Origin of the sequence: Limnobaculum xujianqingii (assembly GCF_013394855.1) — a bacterium.
Classification (GTDB): domain Bacteria; phylum Pseudomonadota; class Gammaproteobacteria; order Enterobacterales; family Enterobacteriaceae; genus Limnobaculum; species Limnobaculum xujianqingii.
In genome coordinates this window covers 1,778,186-1,792,157 of record NZ_JABMLK010000001.1, presented here as the reverse complement: position 1 = coordinate 1,792,157, position 13,972 = coordinate 1,778,186, and the positions used below count along the sequence as shown (strand labels likewise).

19 protein-coding genes are annotated in these 13,972 nt (G+C 48.4%); all 19 read left to right on the top strand.

Going from position 1 to position 13,972, the window contains the following annotated elements; translation table 11 throughout:
• The first annotated feature begins 1 nt into the window (after position 1).
• The 19 genes from GOL65_RS08140 to GOL65_RS08050 all read left to right on the top strand — a co-directional run bounded on the left by GOL65_RS08140 (position 2) and on the right by GOL65_RS08050 (position 13,969).
• Positions 2-1,261 (top strand): DUF2213 domain-containing protein, encoded by a 1,260-nt coding sequence (locus GOL65_RS08140; protein WP_179038242.1) that lies wholly within the window; start codon positions 2-4, stop codon positions 1,259-1,261.
• Positions 1,261-1,755 carry a structural cement protein Gp24 gene (locus tag GOL65_RS08135; RefSeq protein ID WP_179038241.1) on the top strand — a complete coding sequence of 165 codons (495 nt, stop codon included), beginning with the start codon at positions 1,261-1,263 and terminating at the stop codon, positions 1,753-1,755. Before GOL65_RS08140 ends, GOL65_RS08135 begins: the two co-directional genes overlap by 1 nt.
• Before the next feature lie 2 nt (positions 1,756-1,757).
• Positions 1,758-2,828, top strand: a complete 1,071-nt coding sequence (locus GOL65_RS08130) for a major capsid family protein (RefSeq protein WP_179038240.1) — start codon at positions 1,758-1,760, stop codon at positions 2,826-2,828.
• A gap of 41 nt (positions 2,829-2,869) precedes the next feature.
• Positions 2,870-3,211, top strand: a complete 342-nt coding sequence (locus GOL65_RS08125) for a hypothetical protein (RefSeq protein ID WP_179038239.1) — start codon at positions 2,870-2,872, stop codon at positions 3,209-3,211.
• Positions 3,211-3,645 carry a DUF4054 domain-containing protein gene (locus GOL65_RS08120; protein ID WP_179038238.1) on the top strand — a complete coding sequence of 145 codons (435 nt, stop codon included), beginning with the start codon at positions 3,211-3,213 and terminating at the stop codon, positions 3,643-3,645. The genes GOL65_RS08125 and GOL65_RS08120 overlap by 1 nt, the downstream gene beginning before the upstream one ends.
• Positions 3,642-4,103 (top strand): hypothetical protein, encoded by a 462-nt coding sequence (locus GOL65_RS08115; RefSeq protein ID WP_179038237.1) that lies wholly within the window; start codon positions 3,642-3,644, stop codon positions 4,101-4,103. Before GOL65_RS08120 ends, GOL65_RS08115 begins: the two co-directional genes overlap by 4 nt.
• Positions 4,103-4,471, top strand: a complete 369-nt coding sequence (locus GOL65_RS08110; RefSeq protein WP_179038236.1) for a phage collar protein — start codon at positions 4,103-4,105, stop codon at positions 4,469-4,471. Before GOL65_RS08115 ends, GOL65_RS08110 begins: the two co-directional genes overlap by 1 nt.
• On the top strand, positions 4,461-4,976 hold the full coding sequence (locus GOL65_RS08105; protein WP_179038235.1) for a phage gateway protein: 516 nt from the start codon (positions 4,461-4,463) through the stop codon (positions 4,974-4,976). Before GOL65_RS08110 ends, GOL65_RS08105 begins: the two co-directional genes overlap by 11 nt.
• Before the next feature lie 10 nt (positions 4,977-4,986).
• Positions 4,987-6,474: a DUF3383 domain-containing protein gene (locus GOL65_RS08100; protein ID WP_179038234.1), complete on the top strand. Its 1,488-nt coding sequence runs from the start codon at positions 4,987-4,989 to the stop codon at positions 6,472-6,474.
• A 9-nt stretch (positions 6,475-6,483) separates the two neighbouring features.
• Positions 6,484-6,936 (top strand): phage tail fiber protein, encoded by a 453-nt coding sequence (locus GOL65_RS08095; protein ID WP_179038233.1) that lies wholly within the window; start codon positions 6,484-6,486, stop codon positions 6,934-6,936.
• Between the two features lie 44 nt (positions 6,937-6,980).
• Positions 6,981-7,442 (top strand): hypothetical protein, encoded by a 462-nt coding sequence (locus tag GOL65_RS08090; protein WP_179038232.1) that lies wholly within the window; start codon positions 6,981-6,983, stop codon positions 7,440-7,442.
• Positions 7,443-7,526: 84 nt separating this feature from the next.
• Positions 7,527-9,464, top strand: coding sequence for a phage tail tape measure protein (locus tag GOL65_RS08085; RefSeq protein ID WP_179038231.1), 1,938 nt, complete (start codon positions 7,527-7,529; stop codon positions 9,462-9,464).
• The gene (locus GOL65_RS08080; RefSeq protein WP_179038230.1) at positions 9,461-9,988 is read left to right on the top strand and encodes a phage baseplate protein; all 528 of its coding nucleotides are present in this window, start codon (positions 9,461-9,463) and stop codon (positions 9,986-9,988) included. The genes GOL65_RS08085 and GOL65_RS08080 overlap by 4 nt, the downstream gene beginning before the upstream one ends.
• Before the next feature lies 1 nt (position 9,989).
• Positions 9,990-10,286 (top strand): phage baseplate plug family protein, encoded by a 297-nt coding sequence (locus GOL65_RS08075; RefSeq protein WP_179038229.1) that lies wholly within the window; start codon positions 9,990-9,992, stop codon positions 10,284-10,286.
• The gene (locus tag GOL65_RS08070) at positions 10,279-11,094 is read left to right on the top strand and encodes a baseplate hub protein (RefSeq protein WP_179038376.1); all 816 of its coding nucleotides are present in this window, start codon (positions 10,279-10,281) and stop codon (positions 11,092-11,094) included. The genes GOL65_RS08075 and GOL65_RS08070 overlap by 8 nt, the downstream gene beginning before the upstream one ends.
• A 2-nt stretch (positions 11,095-11,096) precedes the next feature.
• Positions 11,097-11,789, top strand: a complete 693-nt coding sequence (locus GOL65_RS08065) for a Gp138 family membrane-puncturing spike protein (protein ID WP_179038228.1) — start codon at positions 11,097-11,099, stop codon at positions 11,787-11,789.
• The gene (locus GOL65_RS08060; protein WP_179038227.1) at positions 11,786-12,139 is read left to right on the top strand and encodes a hypothetical protein; all 354 of its coding nucleotides are present in this window, start codon (positions 11,786-11,788) and stop codon (positions 12,137-12,139) included. Before GOL65_RS08065 ends, GOL65_RS08060 begins: the two co-directional genes overlap by 4 nt.
• A complete protein-coding gene (locus tag GOL65_RS08055; protein WP_179038226.1) occupies positions 12,126-13,313 on the top strand; it encodes a baseplate J/gp47 family protein in 1,188 nt (395 codons plus the stop codon). The genes GOL65_RS08060 and GOL65_RS08055 overlap by 14 nt, the downstream gene beginning before the upstream one ends.
• Positions 13,310-13,969 carry a DUF2612 domain-containing protein gene (locus GOL65_RS08050; protein ID WP_179038225.1) on the top strand — a complete coding sequence of 220 codons (660 nt, stop codon included), beginning with the start codon at positions 13,310-13,312 and terminating at the stop codon, positions 13,967-13,969. The genes GOL65_RS08055 and GOL65_RS08050 overlap by 4 nt, the downstream gene beginning before the upstream one ends.
• Positions 13,970-13,972: the final 3 nt, after the last annotated feature.

Sequence of the window (13,972 nt, the reverse complement as noted above, 5' to 3'; positions counted from 1 at the left end):
CATGACTAAACGTCAGTATGACAATAACGGATGGCTTGAGGTCAAGGATAACCCGATCACCAAAGTCGGGGTATTTCCCTATCTTGGCAAAGAGATAGGCGCACCTGAGCCAAACAAGGTCTATATGGTCTACCGTCCAGCGGAAGAGCTGGAAAAACCAGAGACGATTAATTCCTTTAAGTTGCTCCCCTTCATTGATGAGCACGAAATGATAGGGAAAAACGCAACGCCAGCAGAGCGCAAAGGTGTACAGGGGATGATAGGCGAACAAGTCTATTTCGATCCCCCTTACCTTCGCGGCAATCTGAAAGTGTTATCAAACGCCGCCTTGAATCTTATCGATGGCGGGAAAATAGACCTTTCCCCCGGATATCGAAGCCGCTATGAGTTCATATCTGGAAATTTTGAGGGTGAGCACTACGATGTTATCCAGAGAGATTTAAGGGGCAACCACCTTGCATTGGTAGACGAGGGGCGAACAGGCCCAGATGTCTCTGTGCAAGACCACAACATCATTACTATCGATACGATGGAGCTAGTAAGTATGAGCGAAGCAGAGAAAGACAAACCAACCCAAGATGAAGGCGGCTTTACCCCTGAGCAATTAGCTCAGATTAAAGCGCTGATTGTCGAGGTAACAAGTGCCAGCCCGACGACTGACGACACACCTGCAGCTGAAGGTGATAAGACTAAAGAAGAGAACACTACCGACGATGTGGAAGAAGCAGCCGAGGCGGCGGTAGAAGCCGCAGAAGTTGCAACGGAAGCGGCGGAAAGTGGTGAGGCCGAAGCGGTTGAAAAGGCAGAAATCGCTATCGAAGCTGCTGAAACCGCAGTGGAAGAAGCCAAAGAAGAATTAGCGCAAGCCACAACTGACAGCTTATGTCGTCGTCTAAAACACCTGCGTAAAGGTATTGGCACGATGGACACCATTTCAGTCTTAAAGCGCAAAGTCGCCCGGCTGGAAAAGGACAAACCAACAATGGACACTGGTGAGCTGATCAAGCAACTGGCAGGGCGTGACGAACTGGCTAAAAAGGTCAGTAATTTTATCGGTACGTTTGATAGCGCCACCATGACGCATCAGCAAGTCGCAGAGTACGGCGTTGAAAAGCTAGGTATCCAATGCCCGAAAGGTTCTGAGACCGTCGCGCTAGATGTCTGGATGCAAGGTCGCACACCGGATTCACAACAACCACGGGCTGCGATGGACTCAGCCGTTGGTCAGTCATCCATCAAAGAAAAATGGGGTACGAAATAATGGCTATTCCTAAAACCGTGTCGACCGGATTAATCGGTGGTGTCATTGGTGAAATTTCTCATCATGGCCCAACCCGCGTGCTAACTGCCGTTCTGGACTCAGCGGATGAAAAAGAAAACCTTTTCGGTCGAGTATTTACCCACGTAGAAGATGCATCCGGCACCGTTGAAGCAGGGGGCGAGGGTTCGTTTGCGGGGATTATGATTAACCCCAAAGCGTACCGAATCGAAGAAGAGTACGCCCGAAATGGTACGGTAGGCGAGTTTCTCTCTATGGGGGAGGTTTTCGTTAAGCTGTCCGCCGGTGTGAAAAAAATCAATGCCCCCGTGGTGTATAACGCCGTTGGCGAACTGGAAGCCAAAGAAAGTATTGCTGTAGGTGACAAGGTGATCGGTTTTGTTACCCGTCATCTTGAGTCGGTAGAAACGCCTTTGCTGTGTGCTATCCGACTGACTGAAATCCCCTTTCCAACCGCTACGACTGAAGGTGAATAATCATGGCGATGAGTAAAGAAAAGTTTTATATGTCTGGCCGTGAAATTCGTCAGCGCGGTCCTCTGGATGTTTCCAAAGGTAATCATAAATGGACGTACGACGAAATGGCGCAGATCGGCTTTGGTGGTCTGGATGCAATGGACTCTGCATTAACCGGGCCCGCAATGAACGGTGGTTTGATCCATCGTGAAATGCTGCAGCATGTGTTACCCGGCTTAATCCGTACCGCAACCCGCGTTCGCGTTTTAGATGAAATCACCGGCGTGATGAATGCGGGCGAATGGCACGATGAAGAAATCATTCTGAACGTAGCGACACCTACCGGAACAGCGGAACTGTACGGCGATAACAGTAATATTCCTCTTGCATCGTATATGCAGGATCTGGAAAAACGTGGCATCGTGCGATTTGAGCAAGGTTTTCAGGTCGGTAAGCTGGAAGAAGCGCGCCAGAGCGCGGCGGGCTTTGAAGCGGCTGCAGAGAAGCGTAATGCGGCGGCTGAATCATTAGAATCCTCCCGTGAACGTGTCGGCTACTTTGGTTTTAACGGGCCTGATACTCGCATATTCGGTTTGTTAAACGATCCGAACTTACCGGCGTATGAAACGGCTAAAGCAAAGTGGTTAACGGCAACGTTTGAGCAGATCACCGGGGATATTAACAGTATGTTCTCCCGTATTGAACTGGCTTCCGGCGGTATCATTCAAGATAGCACCAACCTGACTCAGGTTCTTCCGTTGGGCTATCGATCAGTATTGAGTAAGGCCAATTCGGTAGCGAAAGGAGAGACGGTTAAGCAATGGGTCAGTGAAAACTATCCAAACTTGCGCTTTGTTTTCTCTCCTGAATTCAAAGGTGCTAATGGTGGTGCTGATGTAACTTACATGTTTGCGGACAGTGTTGATGATGGCTCTACCGCAACCAGTGCCACTATCCTGCAAGTCGTGCCAGTAAAATACCAATTACTGGGTTCAGAAAACCAAATTAAAGGTTATCTGGAAGATGCGACGAACGCGACCGCTGGCGTATTTGTTACCCGTCCGTGGGCGATGACTCGACTAACCGGTATTTGATGCATAGCCCCCTGTTCGGGGGCTTTTTGTTGGAGTATTAAATGAAATTATACGTTTATAGCACCTTATCGAACGATCAGCGTTATGCCGTGAAGAACGGTACTGTTTTCATCGCGGGCAAAGCAAATATTGCTGACAAGTACATGTTAACCCCTCGCGGTATCGTCACGCCGATCTCTCCGGAGGAGTACGCACAGCTAAAAGATAATCACGTCTTTAAGTTGCATGTCCAAAATGGCTTTATCCATGTTGATCAGCGTAAAGACGATCCGGAAAAAGTCGCCACAAATATGATGGCCAGCGATCAGTCTGCGCCGGATACGCCAGAGTCTTTAGAGGCGGAAGGTAAGACAGTACCAAAGACCGGCAAGGCGAAAAAATAATGAGCACAGACACCTTCCCGATCACGTCATTTCGTACTCTATATCCACTATATGCCAGCATCGGAAACGATGTGGTTTATGTGATAGCAGAGAAGGCCAGGTGTTATTTTTCACCGTGTAAGGGGGTGTGTACTAACCAATTGTGGATGCTTGTTGTTGCTCACATGCTTTATCTGCGTAACGAAGCTGAACAGGGTATGGCGGCACCGGGCGCAATTGCCAGTGCTTCTATCGATAAGGTGAGTGTGTCATTCACTGCCCCCCCAACCAGTTCAAACGCTGCGCACTGGTATAACTTATCGCCGCACGGCATGGAATATCTGGCTTTAGTACAACGCTGTGGCGGCGTGCCTTTCTATGTTGGCTCTATGTCTGAACGTTCCGCGTTTCGAAGCGTCGGAGGCCGTTTTCCTAACAGGGGGCGAATACGATGACGGATAAATTGGCAAGGCTCGCGGCCGTCTTTGATGAGCTAGGTAAAAAGCAAATCAAAGTCGGCTTTTTTGAACACTCGAAATATCCAGACGATACACCGATTGCTTATGTTGCCGCCATTCAGGAACTGGGTCATCCGGCGGGGGGAATTCCTCCCAGACCGTTTATGCGCCCATCAGTGAATGATAATCAGCGCAAATACGCTAACGGCTTCGGTAGTGCTGCGAAAAAAGCGTTAAGCGGTGAATCAGATGTTACCTCAGGATTAGCGATTATCGGTCAAGTTGCTGCAGGAGATATTCAGCTCGGTATTCAAGCAGTAACAACGCCAGCGCTAAAACCGGCGACCGTTGCGGCCAGAGCGAGAAAGCACAGCAAAGGCAAAGCGACCGCCAAACCTCTGGTGTATTCCGGATTAATGTTGCAGGCCGTGACCAGTGTTGTGGAGGATAAATAATGTTTGGAAATCTACTCAATATCGCGGCAAAAGTTATCCCGCAGCAAAAGGCGCAATGGTACCAGTTTCAGGACAGAGAAGCGGATGACTTAGGTAAATGGATTAACCGTTACAAAGAACCTGTGCTGATATCAGGAAGCTGGCAAGCGGTCGATACTCAGGATATTAAAAATATGGGGTTAGATTTGGCGAAAGTATACCGCCAGCTATACACCTCACATTATATACAGGGTGTTAACCGTGGAAAAGCGCCTGACTACGTAGTTTTCAATGGTAAGCGCTATGAAGTTGTCGGCGATGCGGATTGGTACGTTCAGGATGGCTGGAAGGGGCTTGTTTGCATAGAGGCAGGTGACGATGACGGATAACGAAGTCAATACCGCGCTGCGTAAACAGATACTTAAGCAGTTGACGGAACAAAATATAATTGTTCCCGTTATTGCAGGTTATCAATCTAAGAAAGCAGGCAGAGAAAACAGATTTGTGATGTTTTTTAACGCTGTTGAAGGCGGGCATGGATGGCAAGGGCGTCGGTATAACCCGATAGGTGATAACGCTAATCATGTCGAAGTGCAGAAAGCCGAGAAAACCATTCAGGTACAAGGTTTTTACGACGATTCATCAGATTTAACCGCGTTAGATTTAACTGCAACTGTCCGAATGATTGTTAATTCGCTCCCTTTTGTTGAAGCACTAAAGAAATCCGGCGTTGGTATCCAACGTGCGGGCGTTGTGCGAACGCCGTTTTTTGAGAATGACCGCGGCGACTATGAAATGAACCCCTCTTTTGATTTTAACGTGACCTTCGATCGTTCTATCAAACCAAAAACGCCTGTTATACGCGTTATTACCCATCAAATTAAACAGATATAGGTATTCATTTATGTCAATGAAGCAAAATCGTTACGTCGATATTGCCAGTGCGGTTATTGGAGCAACGGCGGTACCGATGCGAAAACTCACCGCGCGGATATTCTCGACTGATCCTCGAATTCCCGCAGGTAAAGTTCTGGAATTTTCCTCCGGTCAGGTTGATGAACTACTCGGTACGGATTCTCCCGAAGCAAAATTTGCCCGGCAGTATTTTAGTTATGTTAGTCCTGCGCCAGTCAATAAACCCCGCGAGTTACAAATTGCATCGTATGAGCCAGTAGGCCGCAATCCGACGATTTTTGGTGTCAGAGCCGGTTCGCTTGCGGATTTACAGGCTGTGTCGAATGGCAGTCTGATCCTGACTATTGGTGGTGTGAATAAAACCCTGTCAGCGATTGATTTAACCAGTGCTACCTCATATGCCGATGTCGCATCAATTGTGCAGGCTAAGATGAATGCTCAACCCGAACCGCAGTTTAAAACGGGCTATATCACTTTTGATTCTTTAAGTTCTGCGTTCACCTTAATGGGTGGCGTTCAGGAACAGGCGACTATCTCCGTTTTATTCTCTGAGTTATCCGACTTAATGGGGTTGTCGTCCGGCATCACCTCAAGTGGTAACTCTTCACAATCTCCGCTTAATGCTTTTATAGCCGCTGAGAAAGTGAGTGATTCATTCGGCAGCGCGACGTTCTTAACCGAACTGGCGCTTAGCCAGGCGGTTGAGCTTGCCGAGTATGTTGCCGGTGAGAATGTAAAATATCAGCTTCATCTGATGACCACGCTCGAAAATGCCGAGGATTACAGCGCCGCATTAATCGGTACGGCGTCAACAGGGTTAAACCTTTATACCGACGCAGGATTTTTCGCTCAAGCGCTCCCGATGGCGGTCATGGCTGCAACGGACTACGACCGGACTAACGCGACCACTAACTATATGTATCGTCAGTTTGGGGTAACGTTCCCGTCGCAAGTCAGTACAGACATGGACGCTGACAACATGGATAAGTTACGCGTTAACTATTATGGTGAAACCGCGGTGGCCGGTTCGGTCATCAAGTTTTATCAGCGTGGTTTCCTGTGCGGCGGCTCTTCAAATCCGTTGGATATGAGTGTCCATGCTAATGAGCAATGGCTAAAAGCCTACATCACTCAGCAATGGTTTACGTTGCAACTCGCTACCCGCGGCATACCGGCAAACCAAGACGGCGAAGCGCGGGCGCGAATGATTATCGCGGATACGGTAACCAGGGCGCTAGATAACGGCACCATTCTACCTGGTAAGACCATCACTGTTAACCAACAAATCGCCATTGCGGACGCGTCCGGCGACGATTTGGCGTGGTTTGACGTGCAGGATAAAGGTTACTGGTATGACGTCCAGATTGTTGAAAATACAGGTGAGTCGATGCTCCCTGAATACGTCATGAAATACATACTCATTTACGGTAAAGGTGATTGGGTGCGTAAGGTCGAAGGCTCTCATAATCTTGTTTAAGGTGAAAATATGAATGATGTATCAGCAACGGGTTTTGGCCTCGTTGTCAAAGCAACAAAAACATTCCCGTCAGGCATTCTGGTGAATACCTTTGCAGATGATGCGGATCCGTTTGATCTGCCCGCCGTGGATATTGCCGCAACCGGTTCTGACGTTAACGGGAATATGGTGTCATGGTCTACGCCAACGCCGCAGGCATTTACCATTAACGTACTACCCGGCAGCGAAGAAGATGAAAATCTGTCTATTTTGCTGGAAGCGAATACCGCCAAACGCGGTCGCCGCCATGCGGGGGACGTTATTACTGTCGTTGCGACTTATGGCGATGGTTCAACAATGACCGCACGAAACGCAAAATTGACTAACGGCAGTCGGGGTAATTCGGTCGCCAGTGCCGGGCGACTTAAATCCAAACCCTATACGTTTGTGGCTCAGGATTTTGACCGCACCCGCGCTAAGTAAGCATCTAAGGGCGGGGTTTCCCGCCTTTTTTTTTGAGGTAACACATGGATCTGATTAAACCAAAAGCAATTACAGTCACTGACGCCGATAAAAATGAATACCCGTTTATCATCAGCCGTCTACCGGCCACTGTCGGGCGTGAAATTCTTGCTAAATACCCACTCTCTAATGCGCCTAAAATTGGTGACTACGATGTCAGCCACGAAGCGATGCTCAAAATGATGCGGTATGTTGCCGTTGATATTGAAGGCAATGAAATTGCACTCAAGACGCAGACCTTAATCGATAACCACGTTCCGGATGGTGAAGCCTTAATTCGGCTTGAAATCGAAATGTTGAAGTACAACACCAGTTTTTTCGGGAAAGACGGGAGCCCAGGTTTCCTGCGTTACCTGCTGCAAAAGGTCAGCGGTTCGCTCCCGTCGATTATAAAAACGCTGATGGATTCCTTGCCGTCATCATTACCGCAAAATTCGCCAGCCTCAAAGACCTCCAAACGTCCGTAGATCTCGAAGATGCAATGGACCTGTGGGAAATCGCTATCACTAACCGTTACAACGAGGCGTTGGCCAGCCAATAAAGGATAGTTTATGTCACTTTTAGATACTTTCGTTACGGTATTTGAAGCCGATACCTCACGCATGAAGCAAGGCTTTGATGATACCCGTAAATCGACGGATGACATCATTAATTCTATGAAAATGGCCAATAAAACCGTGATGAATTCCACGGCAGGGTTTGGTGATTTGTTAGATGCAATGGGGGATGCCTTTATCGAGTCCGGCGTAGATGGCAGTGTTGACGCTTTAACCGGACGGATAAAGGACGCTGCGAAGGCTACAGGCGAGCTGGAGAAGGAAGTCAAAGCAGCAGCAGACGCGACCAAAAAATTGGATGAAAGCACTAAAAAGAGCAATGAAACCTTTCAGAAAGGGGAAAAGATTGTATCCGGCTTTGCCAAGCGGGCGCTTGGTGCATTGGGGATAGCGCTATCTGTCGGGGCTTTAGTCAGTAATGCAATTTCAGAAGCGAATGACGTGAGTGCTCTTGCTCAAACTGCTGATAGTTTGGGGGTAGCTGTTGAGGAGCTGGATGCTTTCGGCAAAGCAGCCGTTGCATTGGGTGGTGATGCCGAGGGTGCTCGTGATTCTCTAACTGATATGGCTGAGTCTATTGGTGAAGCATTACAGGATGTGGAATCAGGCAGGGCAAAGACATTCAAAAAGTTAGGGATATCGCTTAAAGATGTAAAGGGACAATCTATTGATGCAGTAGAAGGCATGTTACGTCTGGCAGACTCCGTTAAATCCATGAGCAAAGAAGAGGCCATATTTCGGATTAAAGAGCTGGGTGTCACTGATAACCGTACTGTTGAAATGGTGTTGAAAGGGCGTAAAGAGCTTGAGCGATTACTTAAAATACAAAAAGAGCAGGGTGTCATCACGAAAGAGAGCGTAGAAAAGGCGATAGCATTAAAAGCTGCATTAGGCGGGCTAAGTAACGCCACTGACAGCCTGTCCCGTGATTTCATGAATGCGGTTATCCCTGTGCTAACGGTTGCCGTCGAGTGGCTTAGTAAGCTGGTTCAGTTTGCTAAGGAAAACAGGCATTTTATTGTTGGATTCTTCACGGTTATTGGCGCGGCCATATTGGCATATTACGTTCCGCCGATGCTGTCCGCCGCCGCCGCGACGCTTGCGGCTACGTGGCCGATATTACTCATTATCGCCATTATTGCGGCACTGGCTGCGGCGTTCGCATTAGTCTATGACGACATCATGAACTTTATCGAGGGCAACGATTCGATGATCGGGCGCTTATTCGAAAAGTACCCGATGCTTGAAAAAGTCATCATGGCGTTGTTCGACGTCTTTAAAACCTTGTTTGACTTCATCATGGGAGTTGTCGGGGTGGTTGCGGATGTTCTTGTCGCTGCGTATGACGTGATGCAAGAAAAGCAGGAAGCCTTTTTTAACTGGCTATGGGGCGTTATTAAGCTGCTGGCGAAATGGGGTGATGACTTCCGCGGAGTGTTTGATAGCGTGTCTAAATCCGTGGTTAGCGTGTTTCAGTGGATGTGGGAACAGGTAGAAAAAGTTATCGGCTTCATTACTAAAGGGATTGATGCGGTCAAAAGCGGCCTTAATTCTGCTAAAAGTTTCTTTGGCTTCGGTGATGAAGACGTCACGGTTAATGAGAACGTTATCCGGTCTGTTGATGAGAGCGGAAATATTAGCAAGCCTGTCACGCCGGAGCAGACAAAGCGTGAGACAGCAACGGTAGATAGCCAGATAAAAGCGCTCAATATGGGGTTGGTTAATATGGCCGGTAATCCCATGAACCCGGTCACCAGTAGCGCCATTTCTAACCAGTCAAACCAGACCAATGAAACCAACGTACAGACCGGCGATATCATCATTAACACTAAGGCGGAGGACGCTCAAGGTATTAGCGGGGATGTTAAAGGCGAATTGAGCGCTCAACTCAAAGATTTAGGCCAGCAGAGCGCGACGGGGGTATCACGATGATCACTGATGTGAAGATTTTTGACATTGAGTCTTTTAGTACCCTATTTGCCTCTGCCAGCCCGATGCAGGTCAACGTCAGGGATGAGCATAAGGCTACAAAGTTTCAGGTAGAGAACGGTGAAACCCGAAGCGATCACGTTGTTATCGAAGCAATCGAAATCGGGATGGAGTTATTACTTACCGGTGATATGAAGAATGCTTATGAGTCCATCCGGCAGGCTTACGACAACCATCAGTTATTAGGGATACAGACGCGGGTTCGCACGTACTCCCCGATGTTGCTGGTCAATTTCTATCATGATGAGTCAGCCGAAATGCTGGATGCCATCAAGCTATCACTCCGGTTTGCTGAGTGGCGGATGGTAGAGCCCGAATACGGTGAACTTCCGCCGCGTAAGGTAGAGAAAAAGGAGCAATCCGGTACCGTCAACCGCGGAAAAGTGCAAACCCAAGAAGCTGACGAGAAAACGCAGCGTAAAGGCTCGGTATTAACCAAAATAGAAGACTGGTCTAAGGGGGATTAACGTGAGAACAATCGAACTGAACAGCACCCCTAACCAGCGTCTGACGGTCACGCTTGATGATCAACGATGGGAACTCACGATCAAGCAAGCGCGGGGAATGATGGTCTGTGACGTCATGCTAAATGATGAATATTTGGTTCGCGGTACCCGCATTGTTGCCAACGCGCCGATTATCCCCTCTGCGTACCTGAGTTCCGGCCGTAACTTTGCCATTCTGACCGAAAATGATGATTTACCGTGGTGGGAGAGTTTCAACACGAATCAGGTACTTATTTACTGGAGTGATGACAGTGATTGATTTAAGGCGAGTAAGGTTAGGGTTAGAAGTTAACGGGAAAATGAACTGGTATGAAGGGATGCGGATCAAGGCCAGCGGCACAAAGTATGCTAACCCGTTACAAAACGAGTGCAGTGTCACGATTGACGGCCTCAATGCTGAGACTCGTGATTTTATACTGACTGAAACCAGCCCATACAACGGTAACAAACAGCCCCGACGGATCGTGCTGGAAGCGGGTCGGGTTAGCTCTGGCGTATTCACGGTATTTATCGGTGATATTGTCAGCGCGGAAATAGCCTCCCCGCCAGACGTCACATTAACCATCAAGGCAAAGACCAATAACTCCAGTGCAATGGATGTTGTTTCATCCTCCGGTCAGGCTATGCAAAAGCTCAGTGAACTGGCTCAGACCGTAGCAGACGCCTGCAAAGTGAAATTGGATTTTCAGGCAACCGATAAAAATATTGCCAACTGGTATTTTTGCGGCGCCGCGCTCAAACAAGTCAACCGCCTGCAGGAAGCCGGGGGCGTTAAGGCGTTTATCGATGATGATGTACTGCTCGTTAAAGACAGCGATAAAGCCCTAAGCGGACGTATCCGCCTACTTTCAATGAATACCGGCATGGTTGGCATACCGAAGGCCACAGAGAAGGGGTTAGACGTCCGGTTTCTGATTGATGGTGAATCGGTGCTGGGTGGGATGCTTCGACTCGATAGTAAGGTCAATAAATCCCTGAATGGCGACTATATCATTGAGCAATTGAAGTTTGATATTGCCTCCCACGATGAACCCTTTTTTTACCAGGCTACCTGTAAACGAGCATAACCATGAATAAACCTAATGACGATCCGGCCAGTGAGGGGAGCCTTGCGGGTCAGCTTAACCATGCGCTGAAAAGCATAATGATGGAAATGGAAGATATGCTTCCGGCCAGCGTCGTGAGCTATGACGATGTCAGTAATCGAGCGGTGATTAAACCGTTGGTGATGATGGGTACCACGGAAGGCCAAAAAATCAGCCGCGGGGCGGTCGCTAATATACCGGTGTTCCGGTTCGGTGGGGGCGGTTTCTTTATCCGGGCACCCATTAAACCGGGTGATTTTGGCTGGTTAAAAGCCAACGATCGCGATATCAGCCTGATATTCCAGCGTGGCGGGCTGGAGGACTGGCCTAATACTGAGCGATTACATTCGTTTAGCGATGCCATGTTTTTCCCTGACACCTTAAAAGAATGGGTTATCGATGGTAAAAACATTGATGCGTTGGTGATCCAGTCGATGGACGGCACGGTTTGTTTTTCGCTGCATTCAGATAAAGCGGTACTCGATACGCCCAAGTTTGAAGTTAACGCAGAGGAAACTATTTACACCGGTAACGTCACGATTAACGGTAACCATGCCGTAAATGGCAACAGTGAATCAAGTGGCGGCTCAATGCGGCACAACGGGAAAAACATTGGTTCAGATCATCAGCATAACGGTGTTCAACACGGAAGCGATACATCAGGGGTACCCATATGATGACATTTGATGTAGACGCAAATAATGACCTGTTTATCGGGCGTGACGGTAATTTATCGATATGTCGGGATGAGCAGGCAACATTGCGATTATGTGAGCATTACGCCCTGGCTAAACGCGGGGAAATGCTTCATAAGCGGGATAAAGGGATCCCGTTCTGGAATAGCGTTTTTTGTCCTAATGTGGACTTGGCCCTGTTTGAATCCTCATTTCGTGAACGCATGCGAGAGATCCCCGAAGTGCTGGAGGTCGTTTCATTCAGCGCGGAAGTTATAGACAATACCGTGAAATATGAAGCGATTATCAGGACGCAATACGGAACGACAGAGGTGACCAATGCCCGATTATAGATATATTAATTCTACCGGTGTGATCGTGCCTGATACTGCCGAAATACGAACGCAAGTTGAAGCAGAATACCGGGCGGTATTCGGTCAAAGTATCGATTTGTCCCCTGAAACGCCGCAAGGCGTGTTAGTGACCATGGAAATAGAGAACAGGGACGCGCTTGTCCGGAATAATGCGGAACTGGCCAATCAGATTAACCCCGATATTGCTGGTGGGATTTTCCTTGATGGTCTGTGGTCTCTGATGGGCGGTGCCCGGTCAGGTGCTACACATTCGTCTCTCTCCGGGGTTATTTTTACCGGTGTACCGGATACGATAATTCCCACCGGTTCAATCGCTGAAACGGTCTCAGGCGATAAATTTGTCACCACTGCCGTTCTGAGGTTGGGAGGCGATGGACGAACAACCGGAAGCATGCGGGCACTCAATACCGGTGCGGTAACCTGCCTCGCGGGTGAACTGACAAAAGTCGCAAGTTCCGTGCTTGGGTGGGAAACGGTTGTTAATCCTACTGATGCGGCTGTCGGGCGCGTTACCGAGTCAGATGTCAGTGCCCGCCGTCGCCGGGCGCAAACCTTAGCGCTAAATACTGTTAGTGTCAGCGAAGCCATCACCAGTTCTTTATATGCTCTTGAGGGTGTCCGCTCGTTATCGTATCGAGAGAATTACTCAGACGCTCCCCTTGTATTTGATGGTATTACGCTTAAACCTCACAGTATCTATGTGTGTGTGGAAGGCGGTGAGCTGGCGGACATTGCGCAGTCGTTACTACGGACTAAAACCATCGGTGCGGGATATAACGGCGATGTCACGGTGTCGGTTACTGACAATATTAGCGGGCAGGTGTATGACGTTGCTTTTGACCGGCCAGAGGTGGTAATCGTTTTCTGTCGCGTGACGGTAAAAAGTTCGGCACTTGACGCACAGACAATTATCCCTAACGCAATATCACAGTTTACTGAGGGGGAAATAGAAGGGGATGGCGGTCTTAGAGTGGGGCGGGAGGTATCGCCTTTCGAGCTGTCCGCAGCAGTGAATTTTGTTGAGCCGAGATTGTTTGTCACTCGAGTTGAGTTATCAACGGATGGCACCATTTGGTCAACGGATACGATACCGATAAAAATCAATCAGGTTGCGCGGCTGAATAAAAGCGCGGTTCAGGTGATTGTCATATGAATATACAAGAAATCACCCTGCATTCTGACCTGATAAAAGCCATTCTTTGGCAGTATGAAGGGGCGGAGAGGTTACAGCAGTTGGCCCGGTTTAAAGAGGCGTATTTTAACCGAAGTACATCGGCGTTCTGGACTAACTGGTACCGTGATGTTTTCGATATCAATACCGCAAACGATTTTGGTTTGTCGGTGTGGGCCAGAATATTAGATGTGCCACTCGGTATCGATGTTCCCGCCAGCGACCGGACTAAAAAAGGGTTCGGTTTCGGAGCCCATAAAGCTAACTTCAACAACTCAAACTTTAGGCGTAATTCAGACTTCACATTATCCCTGACAACCAGCCAAAAACGGCTGTTAGTGAGGATGCGTCATTTTAATTTAACGACATCGCCGACAGTGACCAATGTCAACGCCTTCCTGCAGCGCTTTTTCTGGCAAGGGGATAGCAAAGTTTTTGTGCTTGATCCGCTGGATATGACTTACATGTATTACGTTTTCAATTTTAACCCGGATGAGAAACTCCGGTTATTACTTGAAAACTTCGACCTCATGCCGCGCCCGGCGGGTGTCGGTGTCAAATACCGTATTGTGACTAAGATGTCGTTTGGTTTTGGTGATAAACGGAAAAACTTCTATAGCAGTAACTTCGGAGCGTAATTG

Bases quoted from the DNA above. Each gene is read 5' to 3' on its own strand.
- GOL65_RS08125 (WP_179038239.1), top strand. From the start codon at position 2,870: ATGAAATTATACGTTTATAGCACCTTATCGAACGATCAGCGTTATGCC.
- GOL65_RS08080 (WP_179038230.1), top strand. From the start codon at position 9,461: ATGATCACTGATGTGAAGATTTTTGACATTGAGTCTTTTAGTACCCTA.
- GOL65_RS08100 (WP_179038234.1), top strand. From the start codon at position 4,987: ATGTCAATGAAGCAAAATCGTTACGTCGATATTGCCAGTGCGGTTATT.
- GOL65_RS08060 (WP_179038227.1), top strand. From the start codon at position 11,786: ATGATGACATTTGATGTAGACGCAAATAATGACCTGTTTATCGGGCGT.
- GOL65_RS08140 (WP_179038242.1), top strand. From the start codon at position 2: ATGACTAAACGTCAGTATGACAATAACGGATGGCTTGAGGTCAAGGAT.
- GOL65_RS08090 (WP_179038232.1), top strand. From the start codon at position 6,981: ATGGATCTGATTAAACCAAAAGCAATTACAGTCACTGACGCCGATAAA.
- GOL65_RS08120 (WP_179038238.1), top strand. From the start codon at position 3,211: ATGAGCACAGACACCTTCCCGATCACGTCATTTCGTACTCTATATCCA.
- GOL65_RS08130 (WP_179038240.1), top strand. From the start codon at position 1,758: ATGGCGATGAGTAAAGAAAAGTTTTATATGTCTGGCCGTGAAATTCGT.
- GOL65_RS08055 (WP_179038226.1), top strand. From the start codon at position 12,126: ATGCCCGATTATAGATATATTAATTCTACCGGTGTGATCGTGCCTGAT.
- GOL65_RS08065 (WP_179038228.1), top strand. From the start codon at position 11,097: ATGAATAAACCTAATGACGATCCGGCCAGTGAGGGGAGCCTTGCGGGT.
- GOL65_RS08085 (WP_179038231.1), top strand. From the start codon at position 7,527: ATGTCACTTTTAGATACTTTCGTTACGGTATTTGAAGCCGATACCTCA.
- GOL65_RS08095 (WP_179038233.1), top strand. From the start codon at position 6,484: ATGAATGATGTATCAGCAACGGGTTTTGGCCTCGTTGTCAAAGCAACA.
- GOL65_RS08135 (WP_179038241.1), top strand. From the start codon at position 1,261: ATGGCTATTCCTAAAACCGTGTCGACCGGATTAATCGGTGGTGTCATT.
- GOL65_RS08050 (WP_179038225.1), top strand. From the start codon at position 13,310: ATGAATATACAAGAAATCACCCTGCATTCTGACCTGATAAAAGCCATT.
- GOL65_RS08115 (WP_179038237.1), top strand. From the start codon at position 3,642: ATGACGGATAAATTGGCAAGGCTCGCGGCCGTCTTTGATGAGCTAGGT.
- GOL65_RS08110 (WP_179038236.1), top strand. From the start codon at position 4,103: ATGTTTGGAAATCTACTCAATATCGCGGCAAAAGTTATCCCGCAGCAA.
- GOL65_RS08105 (WP_179038235.1), top strand. From the start codon at position 4,461: ATGACGGATAACGAAGTCAATACCGCGCTGCGTAAACAGATACTTAAG.